At 53.0% G+C, this 17,529-nt stretch carries 14 protein-coding genes and 3 tRNA genes; 4 read left to right on the top strand and 13 right to left on the bottom strand.

Translation table 11 applies throughout. From position 1 onward, the window contains the following. Positions 1-19: 19 nt before the first annotated feature. Entirely contained in the window at positions 20-271 is a 252-nt protein-coding gene (locus BLP79_RS09810; RefSeq protein WP_090218536.1) for a WGR domain-containing protein, read from the bottom strand. A 155-nt stretch (positions 272-426) separates the two neighbouring features. Here BLP79_RS09810 and BLP79_RS20170 point away from each other — a divergent pair, with 155 nt between their 5' ends. Continuing rightward, positions 427-552: a hypothetical protein gene (locus BLP79_RS20170; protein WP_269799293.1), complete on the top strand. Its 126-nt coding sequence runs from the start codon at positions 427-429 to the stop codon at positions 550-552. Positions 553-749: 197 nt separating this feature from the next. Here the strand turns inward: BLP79_RS20170 and hisH are convergent, their stop codons facing one another. The 11 genes from hisH to BLP79_RS09755 all read right to left on the bottom strand — a co-directional run bounded on the left by hisH (position 750) and on the right by BLP79_RS09755 (position 11,956). Next, entirely contained in the window at positions 750-1,388 is a 639-nt protein-coding gene (hisH, locus tag BLP79_RS09805) for an imidazole glycerol phosphate synthase subunit HisH (protein WP_090218534.1), read from the bottom strand. Then, positions 1,388-1,975: an imidazoleglycerol-phosphate dehydratase HisB gene (gene hisB / locus BLP79_RS09800; RefSeq protein WP_090218533.1), complete on the bottom strand. Its 588-nt coding sequence runs from the start codon at positions 1,973-1,975 to the stop codon at positions 1,388-1,390. Before hisB ends, hisH begins: the two co-directional genes overlap by 1 nt. A gap of 283 nt (positions 1,976-2,258) precedes the next feature. Continuing rightward, positions 2,259-3,614 carry an aminotransferase gene (locus tag BLP79_RS09795; protein WP_090218531.1) on the bottom strand — a complete coding sequence of 452 codons (1,356 nt, stop codon included), beginning with the start codon at positions 3,612-3,614 and terminating at the stop codon, positions 2,259-2,261. Positions 3,615-3,772: 158 nt separating this feature from the next. Further along, positions 3,773-3,847: transfer RNA gene (locus BLP79_RS09790), tRNA-Gly, on the bottom strand. A gap of 247 nt (positions 3,848-4,094) precedes the next feature. Further along, positions 4,095-4,169 (bottom strand) — tRNA-Gly (locus tag BLP79_RS09785). 85 nt (positions 4,170-4,254) lie between these two features. Continuing rightward, positions 4,255-5,178 carry a NaeI family type II restriction endonuclease gene (locus tag BLP79_RS09780; protein WP_090218529.1) on the bottom strand — a complete coding sequence of 308 codons (924 nt, stop codon included), beginning with the start codon at positions 5,176-5,178 and terminating at the stop codon, positions 4,255-4,257. Then, positions 5,175-6,134, bottom strand: a complete 960-nt coding sequence (locus BLP79_RS09775) for a DNA cytosine methyltransferase (RefSeq protein WP_090218528.1) — start codon at positions 6,132-6,134, stop codon at positions 5,175-5,177. The genes BLP79_RS09780 and BLP79_RS09775 overlap by 4 nt, the downstream gene beginning before the upstream one ends. 130 nt (positions 6,135-6,264) lie before the next feature. Next, positions 6,265-6,339, bottom strand: a tRNA-Gly gene (locus BLP79_RS09770). A gap of 179 nt (positions 6,340-6,518) precedes the next feature. Further along, a complete protein-coding gene (locus BLP79_RS09765) occupies positions 6,519-6,914 on the bottom strand; it encodes an MAPEG family protein (RefSeq protein ID WP_090218526.1) in 396 nt (131 codons plus the stop codon). Positions 6,915-7,024: 110 nt separating this feature from the next. Then, complete coding sequence (locus tag BLP79_RS09760) at positions 7,025-10,468, bottom strand: pyruvate carboxylase (RefSeq protein WP_090218525.1); 3,444 nt, start codon at positions 10,466-10,468, stop codon at positions 7,025-7,027. Positions 10,469-10,807: 339 nt separating this feature from the next. Continuing rightward, positions 10,808-11,956 (bottom strand): alpha-hydroxy acid oxidase, encoded by a 1,149-nt coding sequence (locus tag BLP79_RS09755; RefSeq protein ID WP_090218523.1) that lies wholly within the window; start codon positions 11,954-11,956, stop codon positions 10,808-10,810. Positions 11,957-12,105: 149 nt separating this feature from the next. Here BLP79_RS09755 and BLP79_RS09750 point away from each other — a divergent pair, with 149 nt between their 5' ends. Next, positions 12,106-14,466 carry an ATP-dependent helicase gene (locus tag BLP79_RS09750; RefSeq protein ID WP_090218521.1) on the top strand — a complete coding sequence of 787 codons (2,361 nt, stop codon included), beginning with the start codon at positions 12,106-12,108 and terminating at the stop codon, positions 14,464-14,466. A 284-nt stretch (positions 14,467-14,750) separates the two neighbouring features. On the opposite strand, the gene BLP79_RS09745 is transcribed toward BLP79_RS09750, so the two are convergent. Further along, positions 14,751-14,966: a DUF1127 domain-containing protein gene (locus tag BLP79_RS09745; protein WP_090218520.1), complete on the bottom strand. Its 216-nt coding sequence runs from the start codon at positions 14,964-14,966 to the stop codon at positions 14,751-14,753. Between the two features lie 281 nt (positions 14,967-15,247). On the opposite strand from BLP79_RS09745, the gene BLP79_RS09740 reads away from it, so the two are divergent. Then, complete coding sequence (locus tag BLP79_RS09740; protein ID WP_090218518.1) at positions 15,248-16,318, top strand: Mrp/NBP35 family ATP-binding protein; 1,071 nt, start codon at positions 15,248-15,250, stop codon at positions 16,316-16,318. A gap of 706 nt (positions 16,319-17,024) precedes the next feature. Next, a complete protein-coding gene (gene mraZ / locus BLP79_RS09730) occupies positions 17,025-17,528 on the top strand; it encodes a division/cell wall cluster transcriptional repressor MraZ (protein WP_170830480.1) in 504 nt (167 codons plus the stop codon). Position 17,529 lies beyond the last annotated feature (1 nt).

Genomic DNA, 17,529 nt, shown 5'->3' with positions numbered 1-17,529 from the left:
TTTGGTGGTCTACGTGGGATTAGAACAGGCCAAGTTGTACAGGAATGGGGACAAAGCCACGCCGCAATTGTCGATCGCGACTGTTTTCCAACAACATCAAGGCTTCGCCATATGATGTGAAATACCATCGTCTGATACTGCCCCCGGTTTCACCTAAGGGGCCGTTGCTGCGTTCGACACACCATTCCCCAAACAGGGTCTGGCTGAGGCCCAGACTGCAATAGCGGTGCTGGCCTTCGACATGATCAAATTTTTCTAAGCGTACAAACAAGTTGAAATTCCGGCACAAACGCAGTTTGTTGGATGTGCCGGATTGTCAACGATCTGTCCAGAAGCTGGTTCTGAAAATCCTTCACAATTCCGCGGTGAAGAGCGTTTCCTTACCGCATTTCCTACGATATCTCTTCAGGCTCAGATGAGGAGGCTTTGCTCAATCTGATGCAGGCCGAAGTTGTGACACAGGAATTTGGCGCGCAATCTGTGGTCAACCCGTTGGGCGAGGCTTTTATGTCGACAGTTGGTGAAACTCCAATGGGCTATCTCAGGCGATAGCCATTGGGTTTTGCACAACAAGATTTAGAAACAGGTGCCCGCGTAGAAGCAGTTTCTGGTCGCTTTGCCTATGGTTTCCCAGAGCCGTTTGCCCGTGCGTTTCGAAAATTTTTAGGGTATCGCCTGTCAAACTGCGCGGAGTTCAGCACGGATATCAGGCCTAAACGCAAGGCCTGATGTATATTGGCTTTGTCTGATCAAGGGGCCCATTTTAGGAAGTTGCCCAGCATGCGCAGGCCAACGTCCTGACTTTTTTCCGGGTGGAATTGCATGCCCAGCATCGTATCGCGACCGATGATTGCAGTGACATCACCTGCATAATCCACATGGGCAAGCCGTTCGTCCGGTTTTGCAACTCGAAAATGGTAAGAATGCACGAAGTAGCAGTGATCGCCTGATGTAACGCCGTCAAAGACTGGGTGATCTGAGGTGATCACAAGATCATTCCAGCCCATATGCGGCACCTTGAGGCTGGGATCTTTAGGCGCGATCTTGACCACATCCCCTTCGATCCAATCCAACCCTGCGGTTTCAGTGTATTCTAGGCCTTTACTGGCCATCAGTTGCATACCAACGCAAATGCCAAGAAAAGGGCGCCCTTTGACTTCGACAGCTTCGACCAGCGCGTCATAAATACCCTTGTGGCCGCGCAACTCCGCAGCACAGGCCGGAAAGGCCCCGTCGCCGGGCAAGACCAGCCTATCTGCCTTGGCCACCACATCTGCATCAGATGTGACCACAACCTCACCTGCATCAACTTCACGCGCCATCCTTTGGAAGGCTTTTTCAGCGGAGTGCAGATTGCCGCTTTCGTAGTCAATGATGGCGGTCAGCATTACAGTGCACCTTTGGTAGATGGGATCGCATCGGCTTTGCGTGGGTCTGTTTCTACAGCCACGCGCAGCGCGCGCGCGACGGCTTTGAATGCGGCTTCAACAATGTGATGGCTGTTAAATCCGTGCAGCTGATCGATGTGCAGGGTAATGCCGCCATGTGTTGCAAAGGCCTGAAAGAACTCACGCACCAGTTCAGTATCAAAAGTGCCGATTTTTTGTGTGGGCAGATCCAGTGACCAGACAAGAAACGGACGGGCAGACAGATCCAGTGCACAGCGCACCTGTGCATCATCCATGGGCAGGTGGCATTCGCCGTAACGATTGATGCCTTTTTTGTCACCCAGAGCCTGCGCAAGTGCCTGACCAAGGGCGATGCCAGTGTCTTCGACGGTGTGGTGATCATCAATGTGATAATCGCCTTTTGCACGGATTTTCATATCAATCAGAGAGTGGCGTGCCAGTTGATCCAACATGTGATCAAAAAAACCGACACCGGTCTTTATGTCATATGTGCCGCTGCCATCGAGATTAATTTCGACGGTGATATCTGTCTCAGCTGTCGCACGTGTGATGGTCGCTGTTCGCATGGGCCTCAGATCCTTCCTGTCCTGCGCTGCGCTTATAGGCGTTTTGCAGGGGGTGGCTCAACCCTTCGTCGCAGAGTTCCTCATTCGTATGATCCAGAGCGAACATCGGGTGCGAACATATCGCCAAACCGAGCACACTGGACAACCCAGGCGCTCGGCTGGTTAGTTCGAACATCGCACTCGTTACGGATCATATTTTAGGCGCAAGAGGATAATTTTTTACTGATGAAAACGTGAAGTAGCAAAAAACAATACCAATACCCGCTCTCGCGTGTTTGTGATTTTAGCCAATATGAATCAGATTTTGTTCTCTTAAGATGCCATAGGTTTCGTCTAGGGCGACAGAGACCGCTGCAACCATATCGTCCACCTGCTTGGTTGTTATGATCAGTGGCGGACAAAAGGCGAGCGCATTCCCAGCGACGGCGCGCAAGATAACGCCATGCTTTTCACATGCACGCTGCGCGGTTGCGCCTGCAATGCCTTTGTCAAAGCTTGCACCTGTGGTTTTGTTCGACACAAGTTCAAGAGCGGCAATCAAACCGCGCCCGCGCACTTCCCCGACCAGTGGATGACTTTCAAAGGTCTCACGCAGCCTTTGCTGCAGGTGTGCACCAACCTCTGCAGCATGAGCAAACATATTGTCACGTTCATAGATTTCGAGCGTCTTCAAAGCTGCAGCACAGGCTGCAGGGTGGCCAGAATAGGTGAACCCGTGGCCAAATACGCCCACCTGGTTTGAAGGCTCTATCATCGCTTCATACATCCAGCCGGGAATGACTGCTGCCGAAATTGGAAAGTAAGCAGAGCTCAACTGTTTGGCGAATGTCATCAGATCTGGCTGAATACCCATCGTGGTGCAGCCGAAATCATTGCCGGTCCGTCCAAAGCCACAAATCACCTCATCTGCCCAGATCAGGATGTCATGTTTGCGCAGGATTGCTTGCAGCTTTTCGTAATAGCCATTTGGTGGAACAATAACACCTGACGCCCCTGTAATCGGTTCGATGATCATCGCAGCGATTGTTTCAGGGCCTTCCTGCTGAATTTGCGTCTCTAATTCTTCCAATATGCGATCGACAAACTGTTCCTCAGTCTCGTTTCCCCGACGCCCTGTATAGTAATGCGGAGAAGCTGTGCGAAGAATACTCAACGCCTCAAGCGGGGCATCAAAATGGGCCAGATTTGCAGGCAGAGAGGTTAAAGACCCTGCCGCCACTGTGACGCCGTGATAGCCTCGTTCGCGCGTGATGATCTTGCGTTTTTCAGGTTTCCCGATGGCGTTGAAATAATAGCGCAGCATTTTGTAATGACTGTCATTTGCATCAGAGCCTGAGTTCCCGAAAAACACATAGGCATCTTCCACTGGTACGATCTCACGTATTTTTTCGGCCAGATCCATGATCGGCTGATGTGTTTTACCGCCAAAGGTATGGGAAAAGGGAAGGGTGTTTAACTGCTCTGTAATTGCATCAATCACCTCCTGATTGCTATATCCTAGCGACGTACACCAAAGCCCGGCGAGCCCTTCGATGTAGCGTTTTCCCTTGTTGTCAAAGATATAGATTCCTTCACCACGTTCAAAAACCAGTTGCTCTGTCGCTGTCAGGTTGGTGGTAGGGTAAACCACAGGGGCCATCAGAAACTCCTTCATTTGTTTATCAGGAGCGTGCAAGCTTTGAAGAGAGGTCGCAAGGGGCTTTGAGAGGCGCAAATTGCAATAGGGTCCGTCTGGATCTTAGTGCATTTGCCCAGAGACACAAAAGCCGCCCCTAAGAACGGCTTGTTGTTTCCAAATGGAGCGGGCGAGGCGATTCGAACGCCCGACCCTAACCTTGGCAAGGTTATGCTCTACCCCTGAGCTACGCCCGCGCTACCATTCGGTGAGGGCGCTTTTAGGCGAAGGTCTTCACGCCTGCAAGCAAAAAGTGCGGTGCGCTAGCTGTAATTCTGTAAAATTTATCTCATCAGGGGCGCGCAATATGTAAGATGGATCTTTCAGCAATGAAAGCCAGTAGGTCCGGGTTTGAACGGCGCACCAAGTCACGACATATCATTAAAGTGATGTCGAACGAAGATGAATTTTTAGAGAGTTTTTCAGCCTTCAAGGTTTACCAAATGGAGCGGGCGAGGCGATTCGAACGCCCGACCCTAACCTTGGCAAGGTTATGCTCTACCCCTGAGCTACGCCCGCGCTACCATTCGGTGAGGGCGCTTTTAGGCCAAGCCTGAAAGGCCTGCAATAGAAAAATACCAGGATCGCAAAGTTATTTTTCGATTTAAATCATTGATGTGGCTTGCATAAGGTCTGGCAGATCAGGAAAGCCAGCCTGCCGTGCAAGCCGTATCAGCTGCGGTGTGTTTGGCGCAAAAGAAATAAAGGCGCTTTGGGGGCAGGGCGGTAAATTCAGAGCGCGGATAAGTTGGCCGTCATATTGCCCGGATAGCAGCACAATGCCTTCGCGCTCCAGAATATCGCGGGTGCCTCTGCCTTTGTCAGAACGAATGCGTCGCATAAAGTCTTTCTGTTGCGCGACGGCCTCGACCACATCCCGCTCGATGATCTGTCCTTGCACGCAGCGGAACAGCTCTGCCATACGCGCATTGCCCGATTTTCCCGAGAAAATCTTTGTAACAGTGATCTCCGGCTGTGTGCGCCAAAAATTTGCAGGATAGGGGTGATCGCAAAGCAACCAGTGAATATGGGCAAACCCTTCGGCAGAAATCGAACGTTTTGCATCCTTGTTCTGCCCCGCGCTTAAATAGTCGGGGCGGGCAACGACGATACCAAGATAGCAGCGTGCCCGCGCTTCATCTGCGGCCACAAGGATGCAGGGTTTATCCACGGCTTCGGTTGGGATCATCCAATTGCTGCCCATTGTGTTTTTGATATCAACGTCCACGCCGCAGACTTGGGTGTCCAGATGACCTGCTCTTGGCAGGCCTAATAGCGCGATCAGCTCGATTTCAACCCGCGTGCCAATATAGGTCTTTTCGGTTTTTTCCAATTCTTCGTAGCTGCGGCGACCGGTTTTGGGAGTCATGATGACATCATCAATGCACTGGCGCAGCATCACGGGGAAGGTGTCTTCCAGCCCTATTGTGCCACCGGCGCGCGCTGTTAAATCCGAACCAATTTGCGCCAGAAGATCAAAATCCACGTGGCCAGGGGCAATCAGACTAAAGGGAATATTTTGCTTCACGCGGTCACGGCATGCAGGTTGGGTTTGGCAATTGCTGCGCGCAATTGTCGCGCGACAGCTGCAGCCACGGGGGGCGGAAATGCATTTCCAACCTGCCGATAAGCATTGGTTTTGGCACCGGTAAAATGCCACTCATCCGGAAAGCCTTGAATGCGTGCGACCATGGGCACGGTCAGGCGCGGCATGCCTTCGTGAAAAGGATCAGGGGCTTCATAGGCAATCGTGCGCCCTTCAACGCCAAGCGCGGCCCAAGCGCGACGTGCCCGTGTTGGCCCAAGGTCAGGCCCACCGTGTTTCTTGGATCCCCCTACGATCGTCGGAGCGATTTCGCTGGCTTGTTCCTTCCAGGCTTCTGCACCTTTCCATCCGCGCTCTTTCATCAGATCAATAAGCGTTTCACCAACAGTCTGTGGATTATGAGGCAGCGGATCAGGCCAAGCAAATTGCCCGGTGAATTCTTTGCGCAATGCGATGATAACAACCCGTGGGCGCAGTTGAGGCACCCCAAAATCAGACGCGTTGAGCAGCCGCCAGTCCGTTTCATATCCAAGCTTTGACAGCTGCTTTTTCAGCTTTTCGCGATAGTCCAGAAAAACCGCATCCAGAAATCCGCGCACGTTTTCGATCATGACAGCGCGAGGGCGTGTTGCATCCACGATTTGCAGTGCATCATCAAACAGATTGCGCTCGTCTTTTTCGCCCAGCTGTTTGCCTGCCACCGAAAAGGGCGGGCAGGGGAGGCCGCCTGCAAGGAGATCAACCCCTTTATAGCTCTCCGCAACCTCTTTGAAATCGCGAACGTCTTCTTCCAGAACGTTCCAATTCGGGCGATTGTGGCGCAGGGTGGCACAGCAATGCTTATCGATATCGACAAGGGCGGTGTGTTCAAACCCCGCACGTTCCAGACCTAATGCCTGACCGCCAGCGCCTGCACAAAGTTCAACCGAAGTGAGCATCCTGCCTCGCCATTTGGGGTCTTTCCTGTTCGCCCTCTGTTCCTACAGAGCCTTGCGATTCCAATCAAGGCTTGACGCTTACCCTTATAAACACAAAAGCCGCCCCTAAGGACGGCTTGTTGTTTCCAAATGGAGCGGGCGAGGCGATTCGAACGCCCGACCCTAACCTTGGCAAGGTTATGCTCTACCCCTGAGCTACGCCCGCGCTACCATTCAGTGAGAGCGCTTTTAGGCGAAGCAGGTGACACCCGCAAGCCCGAAATACAGAAAAGATGTGATTTTCTTTTCGTAAGATGTTGATTGTTTCTGCTGACTTTATCTTGGTGTTTCAGATAAATGCTCTCTGCGGTTTGCTAGGTCGCACTGGCCGCTTGTGTTGAATGCTCACAACACCGCATGCGCAATTAACCCAAGACCACATAGCGATATCATCAAAAATGTCATCACCATCCCCCCAACGCGCAGTTGAGCAATCTGGGGCGTACTGCCCATTCCTACGGCATGTGCGATACGACCTAGAAACAGCAGTGCGCCAAGTATGTGAACAACAAAACCGGGGGTGGGTTGCAGTTCGACCAGGGCCAGAAGAATGAGCCCCAAAGGGGCATATTCAGCGCAATTGCCTTGGACACGTACGCTGCGTTCAAGGGGCTCGTGCTCGCCGGGCTGGCCGTTGCCCATATAGACCTTGGCACGACCACGCAGTTTGATGACTTTGATTGAAAGCACAACAAACAATAGAGCGGTCAATCCGGCGTAAAACGAGGTGATAGAAAGCATGTGGTAGATCCTGCGCTACTAGGTTTCGCAAACTGTAGTGAACAAATGTCAAACAGAAAAGGCCGCGCAGCATTCTGCACGGCCTTTGTTTTATTGGGGACGTGTGTTGATCACTCAAGCTCGATCAAAAGATCCTTGGCATCGATCTGGCCGCCCGCGCTGACATGTACTGCTTTCACAGTCGCGTCTCGCTCTGCATGGATCCCCGTTTCCATTTTCATGGCTTCAATCGTGAGAAGAAGATCGCCTTCTTTCACATGCTGTCCAGCGGTTACAGCCACGGTTGCCACGACACCCGGCATTGGTGCGCCGATGTGGTTTGCATTGCCAACTTCAGCCTTGGGACGTTTCGCAGTTGTCGCTTTAACCTTGCGGTTGGCCACACGAATAACGCGGGGCTGACCGTTAAGTTCAAAGAAGACTTTGACGTCGCCATCTTCATTGGTCTCACCGACTGCCTGCAAGCGGATTTCCAGTTTCTTACCGGGATCGATTTCCGCGGCAATCTGTTCACCGGGCTGCATGCCATAGAAGAACGTTTTGGTCGGCAGGGTCCGCACTGGGCCATATTGGCGGTGACGTCCCATGTAATCAAGGAATACCTTTGGATACATCAGATACCCGTTCAGGTCTTCATCATCGACCTTAAAGCCTTCCAGCTCCTTGGACAGTTCAGCGCGGACCTGTTCTAGATCGACAGCTTCCAAATGGGCGCCAGGACGCTCCGTGTTTGGGGCTTCGCCTTTTAGCACCTTTTTCACCAGCGCATCTGGAAAACCTCCGGGAGGCTGGCCCAAGTTGCCACGCATCATATCAACAACCGAATCCGGGAAGGCTACATCCGTGTCGGCGTCTTCAACCTCTTCACGGCTCAAGCCTTGTGATACCATCATCAGAGCCATGTCACCCACAACTTTGGAGGAAGGGGTCACTTTGACGATGTCACCAAACATCTGGTTCACATCCGCATAAGTCTGCGCAACGTCTGACCATTTTTCTTCCAGACCAAGGCTGCGTGCCTGTGCTTTCAGATTGGTGAACTGGCCACCTGGCATTTCGTGCAGGTAAACTTCCGATGCTGGCGCGGCAAGGCCGCTTTCAAAGGCTGCATACTGCGCACGCACTTGCTCCCAATAGCCCGAGATTTCGCGAATCTTGCCAATGTCCAGACCCGTGTCGCGATCAGTATTGCGCAAGCCTTCCACGATGGAGCCAAGGCAAGGCTGCGATGTGCCGCCAGAAAATGCGTCCATTGCCGCATCCACTGCATCTACCCCTGCATCTGCCGCTGCAAGAATGGTCGCCCCCGCAATGCCAGAGGTGTCATGTGTGTGGAAATGAATAGGCAGGCCGGTTTCTTCTTTCAGCGCCTTCACAAGAATACGTGCCGAAGCTGGTTTCAGCAGGCCAGCCATATCTTTGAGACCCAGAACATGGGCGCCAGCGGCTTCCAGTTCTTTGGCCATGCCCACATAATACTTCAGGTCGTATTTGGATCGCTCAGGATCAAGTAAATCGCCAGTGTAGCAGATGGTGCCTTCGCAGACTTTACCGCTTTCAACCACTGCGTCCATGGCTACGCGCATGTTTTCAACCCAGTTGAGGCTGTCAAACACACGGAACACATCCACGCCGGTTTTCGCCGCTTGTGCCACAAAGGCTTGAACTACATTGTCAGGGTAGTTGGTATACCCGACACCGTTAGACGCGCGCAGCAGCATCTGTGTCATAACATTTGGCATGGCTTCGCGCAGGTTGCGCAAGCGCTGCCAGGGGCATTCTTGCAAGAACCGGTACGCCACATCGAAGGTGGCACCGCCCCAACATTCAACCGAGAACAGCTGGCTGAGGTTCTGTGCATATGCAGGTGCCACTTTGATCATGTCGATCGAACGCATGCGGGTCGCCAGCAAAGACTGGTGGCCATCACGCATGGTTGTATCGGTAAGCAGCAGCTGGCGCTGGGCTTTCATCCAATCCGCTACAGCCTGCGCACCTTTCTGCTCCAGCAGATTGCGTGTGCCATAAGGCGTGTTGCCTGCGTCCAGTTTGGGTGCACGCGGTGCTTTGATGTCCGCGCCAAGTTTTGCGCGGCCTTCGGTTTCGGGATGCCCGTTGACCGTGATGTCCGCGATATAGTTCAAAACCTTGGTGCCACGGTCGCGACGCGATTTGAAATTGAACAGCTCAGGCGTCTCGTCGATGAATTTGGTGGTGTATTCATTCGACAAGAAAGTTGGATGCTTAAGCAGGTTTTCAACAAAAGCAATGTTGGTGCTAACACCGCGCACCCGGAATTCGCGCAGCGCGCGGTCCATACGGGCGATGGCTTTTTCAGGGGTTTGCGCTTTGGCGGTTACCTTGGTCAGCAAGCTGTCATAGTAGCGCGTGATCACACCACCTGCATAGGCTGTGCCGCCATCCAGACGAATACCCATGCCGGTTGCGGCGCGATAGGCTGTGATACGACCATAATCAGGGATGAAGTTGTTTAGCGGGTCTTCTGTGGTCACGCGGGTCTGAAGGGCATGACCATTCAGGAAAATATCGTCCTGAGAGGCCTTTCCAGTCGCTTCAGCAATGGATTTGCCTTCGGCGATCAGGATTTGCGCCTGCACAATATCAATGCCGGTTACTTCTTCGGTGACGGTATGTTCCACCTGCACGCGTGGGTTCACCTCGATGAAATAGAACTTTTCGGTGTTCATATCCATCAGGAATTCAACGGTGCCCGCGCATTCATAGTTCACATGAGCACAGATTTTGCGGCCCAGATCACAGATTTCTGCGCGTTGTTCTTCGGTCAAATAAGGTGCTGGTGCACGTTCGACAACTTTTTGGTTCCGGCGCTGAACAGAACAATCGCGTTCAAACAGGTGATAGATTTCACCGTTTTTGTCGCCAAGGATCTGAACCTCAACGTGACGCGCGCGGGTGATCATCTTTTCCAGATACCCTTCGCCATTGCCAAACGCGGCTTCAGCTTCACGGCGTCCTTCAAGAACCTTTTCTTCCAGCTCGTCTTCGCCGTGAATGGGGCGCATACCACGTCCGCCACCACCCCAAGATGCTTTGAGCATCAAAGGATAGCCAATCTCTTTGGCTTCGGTGCGAATGGCGTCCATGTCGTCGCCCAGAACCTCGGTGGCCGGGATAACCGGCACGCCAGCCGCAACCGCAACTTTACGGGCAGAAGCCTTGTCGCCCAAGGCGCGCATCGTTTCCGCTTTGGGACCGATGAACGTGATACCATTGCGGGCGCAGGCATCCACAAAGTCGGGGTTTTCAGAAAGCAGGCCATAACCGGGATGAATGGCATCCGCACCGCATTCTTTGGCGACGCGAATAATTTCATCGATTGAAAGATAGGCGGCAACGGGTCCAAGGCCTTCGCCGATACGATATGCTTCATCCGCTTTGAAGCGATGCAAGCCCAGCTTGTCCTCTTCCGCGTAGACTGCCACCGTGGTTTTACCCATCTCGTTAGCTGCCCGCATGATGCGAATGGCGATCTCACCGCGATTTGCGATTAGGATCTTTTTGAAATCGGTCATTTCTTCCCCCGGTTCAAATAGTTTGGGCGGAAGTGTTAGGGACAAGGGTGCTCAGGGTACAGATGAAATTGTGATCAATAGGGGGCTGATAACGGTATCAGTCTAGAAAAAAGGGATTTGTACCAAAATTGGGAGAAGTGTATCGAAACATTGTTGCGAGATCGCTGCGAAAGATTTTGCAACTATTGCTGCACTGCGGCGCAAGTATCGGAAACGTGGCCCCGAATCACTTTGAAGTGTTCAGATGGTCCTTTACCTATAGGGTAGAATGACGCACGGCTTGCTCGCCTCTATTGTGGGATCTACACAGCGTCTGGAGCAGTTTTGAAGTGGCGTCATTCAAGTGTCGAGCATGATCGGTTTCAATAACGCTGTGTCTGTAAGGTTTTCCACCCCCAATTGCCCCATATTTGCGCAGAGATCCTGTTTTAAGATGTCGATGAGATGCGCTGGCCCTGCGTGCCCTAGTGCGGCGAGGGCATAATGAAAGGCACGTCCCAACATAATAAAGTCTGCGCCGCGTGACAGCGCCCGCAAAATGTCGAGACCACCTTCAACTCCGCTGTCAAAGATGAGTGGCAAATCACAGGCAGCGCGGACTTCAGGGAGGGCATCTATAGTTGCGGGCCCTGCATCAAACTGCCGTCCTGCATGATTTGACACCCAAAGTGCGTCAACACCCAGGTGTTCCAGACGTTGCGCATCCTTGCCGCGTGATACGCCTTTCACCACAAGGGGGCCGCGCCAATGATCACGCAGCCATTTGACATAGTCCCAATCGGGAGAGGTGCGCAGCAGATACCCGATATGTGCAGTGGAGGATCGTGCGGTCATCGGGCCTTCAGTGTATTTTGCAAGTGTGCGCATCTTTGGCAGTCCAATACGCGCCATGCCAAGGGCCCAGACTGGGCGCTGGGCGATTTGCGTCAAAAGGCGCGGGGTCAATCGGGGCGGTTGCGTCAGTCCAGAGCGCAGCTGACGTTCCCGGCGCGAGGCGACAGGCACATCGACGGTAAGCACAAGCGTCTTAAACCCTGCCATGCGCGCGCGGGCGAGCAGGTCTTTTCGAATGTCGGGGTCTTTCGGCGGATAGAGCTGAAACCACGCCTGTTCACCAATATCGGGTGCCAAATCCTCGGGGGATTGCGCTGCGACAGTTGAAAGACAATAGGGCAGGTTTTCTTGGGCTGCAAACTGGGCGAGGCTTTGCTCGGCACCTGGCCAGATCAGACCGGACATGCCAACAGGTGCGATGCCAATAGGTAACGGATAAGTTTGCCCAAGAAATTCTTTTTGCAGGTTAAAGGTCAAAGGGCCATGCAAAATCGAGGGCGAGAACCCGATGCGATCCAGCGCGGTGCGATTGCGTGCTTTTGTGGCTTCGTTGCCGGTGGCGCTGTCCAGATACTCCCAGACAAATTTGGGAATGCGGCGGCGTGCGCGCGCTCTGAGATCTGAAATTGCGGGATAGGCTGAATGTAAATCCATAATACTAGTGATCCAGAAGAAAGAGACGTTTGGCAAGTTTTCAATATCGATAACGCGGGGCTGTCTCTGCCCGTTCTTAGAGCTTTCTTTGCAATACAAAGGGTGAACAAACTCTTTCCCTTGCGCGTAAACTCTCGTAACCTATACCCATGAGCATGACCGATGAATTTGATGCCTTTGAAGGCGCTTCCCTGTCTTCGCGTGCAATGGCTGCACGCCCAATGCCCTATTTGGACGGATTGAATCCGGCACAGCGGGAGGCCGTTGAATGTCTGGATGGGCCTGTCCTGATGCTGGCAGGCGCCGGCACAGGCAAGACGAAAGCGCTTACAGCGCGTATTGCGCATCTTTTGACCACGGGACGCGCACGTTCAAATGAAGTGCTGGCAGTGACGTTTACGAATAAAGCAGCGCGCGAAATGAAAGAACGCGTCGGTGGATTGCTGGGGCATTCTATTGAAGGCATGCCGTGGCTTGGCACCTTCCATTCGGTCTGCGTAAAACTGCTGCGCCGTCATGCTGAACTTGTTGGTCTCAAATCGAATTTTACAATTCTGGATACAGATGATCAGATTCGCCTTTTGAAGCAATTGATCAAGGCAGAAGGTATTGACGACAAGCGCTGGCCCGCGCGTATGCTGGCTGGGATCATCGATGATTGGAAAAACCGCGCCCTGACACCTGATCGTTTGTCCGCCGGTGAGGCCGCAGCTTATAACAATCGCGGCATTGAATTTTATACGATGTATCAGCAACGCCTGCTAGAACTGAACGCGGTCGACTTTGGCGATCTGCTGCTGCATATGGTAACGATCTTCAAAACACATGCAGATATCTTGCAGCAATATCAACGCTGGTTCCGCTATATCATGGTGGACGAATACCAAGATACCAACGTCGCTCAATACCTCTGGCTACGCCTCTTGGCGGGCGGCCATCAAAATATCTGCTGCGTGGGCGATGATGACCAATCGATCTATGGATGGCGTGGGGCCGAAGTTGGAAATATCCTGCGGTTTGAAGCGGATTTCCCCGGCGCAATGGTCGTCCGTCTGGAACAGAATTATCGCTCAACCGAACATATTCTGGCAGCGGCGTCTAATGTGATCCGTGGCAATTCCGATCGTTTGGGTAAAGAGCTTTGGACGGCATCTGAAGGTGGTGAAAAGGTGCGCCTGATTGGTCATTGGGATGGCGACGAAGAAGCCCGCTGGACGGGGGAAGAGATCGAGGCATTGCAGCGTGGCACGCGTCATCTGGAGCCAGTCAATCTAAACGATATGGCAATCCTTGTGCGGGCCTCCCACCAGATGCGCGCATTCGAAGACCGCTTTTTGACTATTGGCTTGCCCTATCGCGTGATTGGCGGGCCGCGCTTTTACGAGCGTTTGGAAATCCGTGATGCGATGGCCTACTTCCGTATGGTCGTAAGCCCGGATGATGATCTGGCTTTTGAACGTATTGTGAACACTCCCAAACGTGGACTTGGAGACAAGGCGCAGCAAACCATTCAGGCGCTTGCCCGCGAACGTGGCGTTCCCTTGGTGGAGGGGGCACGTCTTGCCGTTGAAGAAGGTCGCATTAAGGGCAAGGGCGGTGGCCAGCTGCGCTTGCTTGTGGAAAACCTGCAGCGTTGGGGGCGCTTGGTGGGCGATGAAGATGTCTCTCATATGGAGCTTGCCGAACTGGTGCTTGATGAGAGCGGCTACACGACCATGTGGCAGAATGATAAAACCCCCGAAGCGCCGGGCCGCCTTGAAAACCTCAAGGAATTGGTGAAGGCGTTGGAGAATTTCGAAAACCTGCAAGGGTTTTTGGAACATGTTAGCCTTGTCATGGACAACGACAAGCAAGACAGCGAACAGAAAGTGTCGATTATGACGCTTCACGCGGCTAAGGGATTGGAATTTCCTGCTGTGTTTTTACCGGGGTGGGAGGACGGTCTGTTCCCCTCACAGCGGTCAATGGACGAAAGTGGCCTCAAAGGTTTGGAAGAGGAGCGCCGCCTCGCTTATGTGGGGATCACGCGGGCGGAACGTATCTGTACAATTTCCTTTGCGGGCAATCGCCGCGTCTTTGGGCAATGGCAGTCGCAATTGCCATCACGCTTCGTGGATGAGCTGCCAGAAGAACACGTGGAAGTCTTGACGCCGCCGGGTTTGTATGGCGGTGGATATGGTGCAGCCGCTGCGCCTGTCCGGTCCACCATTGATGATCGGGTTGCACAGGCGGACGGTTACAATTCTCCAGGATGGAAGCGTATGCAGGCCCGCGCAGGCCAACGCGGCATGGGCCAGCCGAAAGAGAGCAAGAGTAGCATCATCGATATGCAGGCTGTTTCGGTCTACACATTGGGAGAGCGCGTGTTCCACCAGAAATTCGGATACGGCGCGATTGTCGGAATCGAAGGCGATAAGCTGGAAGTGGATTTTGAGAAGGCAGGCCTAAAAAAGGTCGTGGCACGGTTCGTAAAATCGGATGGGTCAGCCAGCGATGATGTGCCCTTTTAAAGGGGAATATAATCAGGGATCTATGAACGGGAGCGCTTAGCCGCTCTCGTTTTTTATTATGGAAGCAGGTTTGTGTGTGTGCAGGAAAGCACTGAATAAAAAAACGGCGGCGCTAGGGAGGAGGAGAGCGCCACCGTTCTTATTGACACCAAGGCATAGGGAGGAGGAAGCCCCGGTGTATGTCTGGCCATGTGGCCGTATTAGGTGCGACAGCATCAGGGAGGAGGAGGATGCTGCCGCTTAAGATCAGGTTCCTAAAGGGAGGAGGTGGAACCTGCTCTGTCTCAAATATTTCTTCCATAAGCTGCTTCAAGTGCAGCGCGTTTAACCATTGATCGGTTTAGGCCTAAATCCGCCAATTCACGATCGCTCAGCTCTCGAAGGGCGTTATGGGTCGCCCGATAAACATGATGGGTTTTGAAGCGCTTCTGGAGCTCAACGAAAAGCTTGCGAAGGCCAAGCTTAGGAGCTTCTACAGAGATATGCGCTACGTTTGCCATCAGGTCTTATCTTCTAACATCGCTTCAAATCGTTTATTTCTTGTAAATCAGAATAAGCATTTGCTGCAGGCGCACAATCCGGCCTTTTGGCAAATCCGCTATGCGACTCTTGCATGGGTGTGGTGTGCTGATAAGGCGTGTAAATTCTTAAGTCGCTTGTTGGCATAGGGATTTGCTTAATTTATGTGCAGAAAATGGGACATTTGTGACAGCAAATTGAAACTCGCGCCTTGGGTCTTGTAGGTCTGCGCAATATACATGCGGAAACGTAGGAGAGCAGTGTGGACAATATTCAAGATAAGATTCGCGCAGCATTGGCCGATTTGCCTTTTCCGGGGCAGGGCTCGCTGATTTCCAATGATTTAATCCGCGCTTTGCGTGTGGAAGACGGACGTGTGAGTTTTGTCATCGAAGCACCGACCCCTGAAGTGGCTCGACAGATGGAACCTTTACGACTCGCTGCACAAGAACGCATTGCGCAGCTGCCGGGGGTGACCAGCGTCAATGTCGCGCTGACAGCGCATAATGAGTCTGCTTCAAAGCCGCCGCCATCGCTCAAGGTGGGAGGGCATCCCAAACCTCAGGCCGCCCCGATGAAGCCAAGCGGTGTAAAGCGCATTCTGGCGATCGGCTCTGGCAAGGGGGGCGTTGGCAAATCCACGGTAAGCTCCAATCTCGCGGTTGCTTTGGCAAAAGAAGGCCGGAAGGTTGGTTTGTTGGATGCAGATATCTACGGTCCAAGTCAGCCGCGCATGATGGGGGCCAGTGGGCGTCCGGCGAGCCCCGACGGCAAGATCATTGAACCCCTACATTCCCATGGTGTCACATTGATGTCGATCGGCTTTATGGTCGAAGAAGATAAAGCCGTGGTCTGGCGTGGCCCTATGTTGATGGGGGCCTTGCAGCAGATGATTGGTCAGGTGAATTGGGGAGAGCTTGACGTTCTGCTGGTTGATCTGCCCCCCGGAACTGGGGATGTGCAGTTGACGCTTTGCACAAAATCAGAGTTGAGCGGCGCAATTGTTGTCAGCACGCCGCAGGATGTTGCGCTGTTGGACGCGCGCAAAGCACTGGATATGTTTAAATCCCTTAAAACCCCGGTTTTGGGCCTTATCGAAAACATGTCCTTCTTTACCTGTCCCAGCTGCGGCAGCGAGCATCACATCTTTGGGCATGGTGGTGTCGCAGCAGAAGCGGAAAAGCTCGGCGTTCCTTTGTTGGGGTCTTTGCCAATCGATCTGGAGACCCGTCTGGCTGGTGACAGCGGAACTCCCATAGCGGCAGGTGAAGGAGCAATGGCGCAGGCCTATGCGCAGATTGCCAGAGGCCTGGTTGAGGGTGGTATGGCCTAACGGGCTGGGGCTGCCCTTTCATCTGATTTGAAGGTTGTGAATTTTAACGGCTCGCCCTTGTGGTGGGCCGTTTTGGGATTTTCTGGCGCAACTCATGGGAAATCATGGGCGCTGTGGGAATTTAAGGGAAAATTTGGTGAAAAACCCAAAACGAATCACTTGCAGGCGAGGCGCTTTGGGAAAGAACTATGAGATTCAAAGAACAGAGAGTGAACACTCTATTCTTTGAATCGTCATACCGAAGAATCGCGGGAAAAGATGGGAAATTTCTCATCGAATCCAAAATGCCATTATGTGGTGTTGTGAGGTGTGTATTTTTCTATATATGGTGGTTTTCCTGAATCACCGGTAGTTATTCGACAGAATCGATATGGCGGAGACCATAAAATCCCCTCTGCATCTCAAGAAAACTATTGCAAGCCCATCAATTCCCATAGTATCCCTTTCACATCAGATGAGACGGAGAGCTGGGGCGCTACAACGACCCCGACCAAAAAATAAAGAAGCAGGTTTCATACAGGCCTTCGCTTTCATCGACCAAGAGATCCGGCGCGCGAGCGAGCAGACATCCCCCCAGATGGCGCGCGCAGTCGGACACCCGCTCAGCGGGAAGTTGGAGGCGGGTTGATCAGTGGCAGCAGATCAACCCGCCCCTTTTACTTTCGGGGGGTCGATTTCGCGAGGGACGCGAAGAGGGAGCGGTCGTTTGGGTCGCAGGTTCAGAGGTGAAAGCCACCACAAGGTGGATGCCAAGGGGCGGGTATCAATTCCGGCCTCCTTTCGTCGTGTGCTTGAAGCCTCTGATCCCAGCTGTGACCCGGGTGGCAATCCTGAACTTGTAATTGTCTATGGCGATCAGCGCCGTAAGTTCCTTGAATGCTATACGATGGATGCCATCAACGAGGTGGACGATAAGATCGACGCGTTGCCGCGTGGATCTGTACAGCGTAAAATGTTACAGCGGATGTTCCACGGTCAGTCCTTTCCGACCAGCGTTGATGAAACAGGCCGCCTTGTGTTGCCGGCCAAATTGCGCAGCAAGATCGATCTCGAGAAAGAAGCGTTCTTTATTGCCGCGGGTGATACGTTCCAGATCTGGAAGCCTGAAACTTATGAGGAAGAAGAGCTTGCTCAATCCGAGAAGTGGATGGAAGAACTGCCCGATGACTTTGACCCGATGGAATTCCTTGATGGCGTCGGAGGCGCCTAAG

It is taken from the genome of Epibacterium ulvae (genome assembly GCF_900102795.1).
Classification (GTDB): domain Bacteria; phylum Pseudomonadota; class Alphaproteobacteria; order Rhodobacterales; family Rhodobacteraceae; genus Epibacterium; species Epibacterium ulvae.
This window is presented reverse-complemented; position numbering and strand designations above follow the sequence as displayed.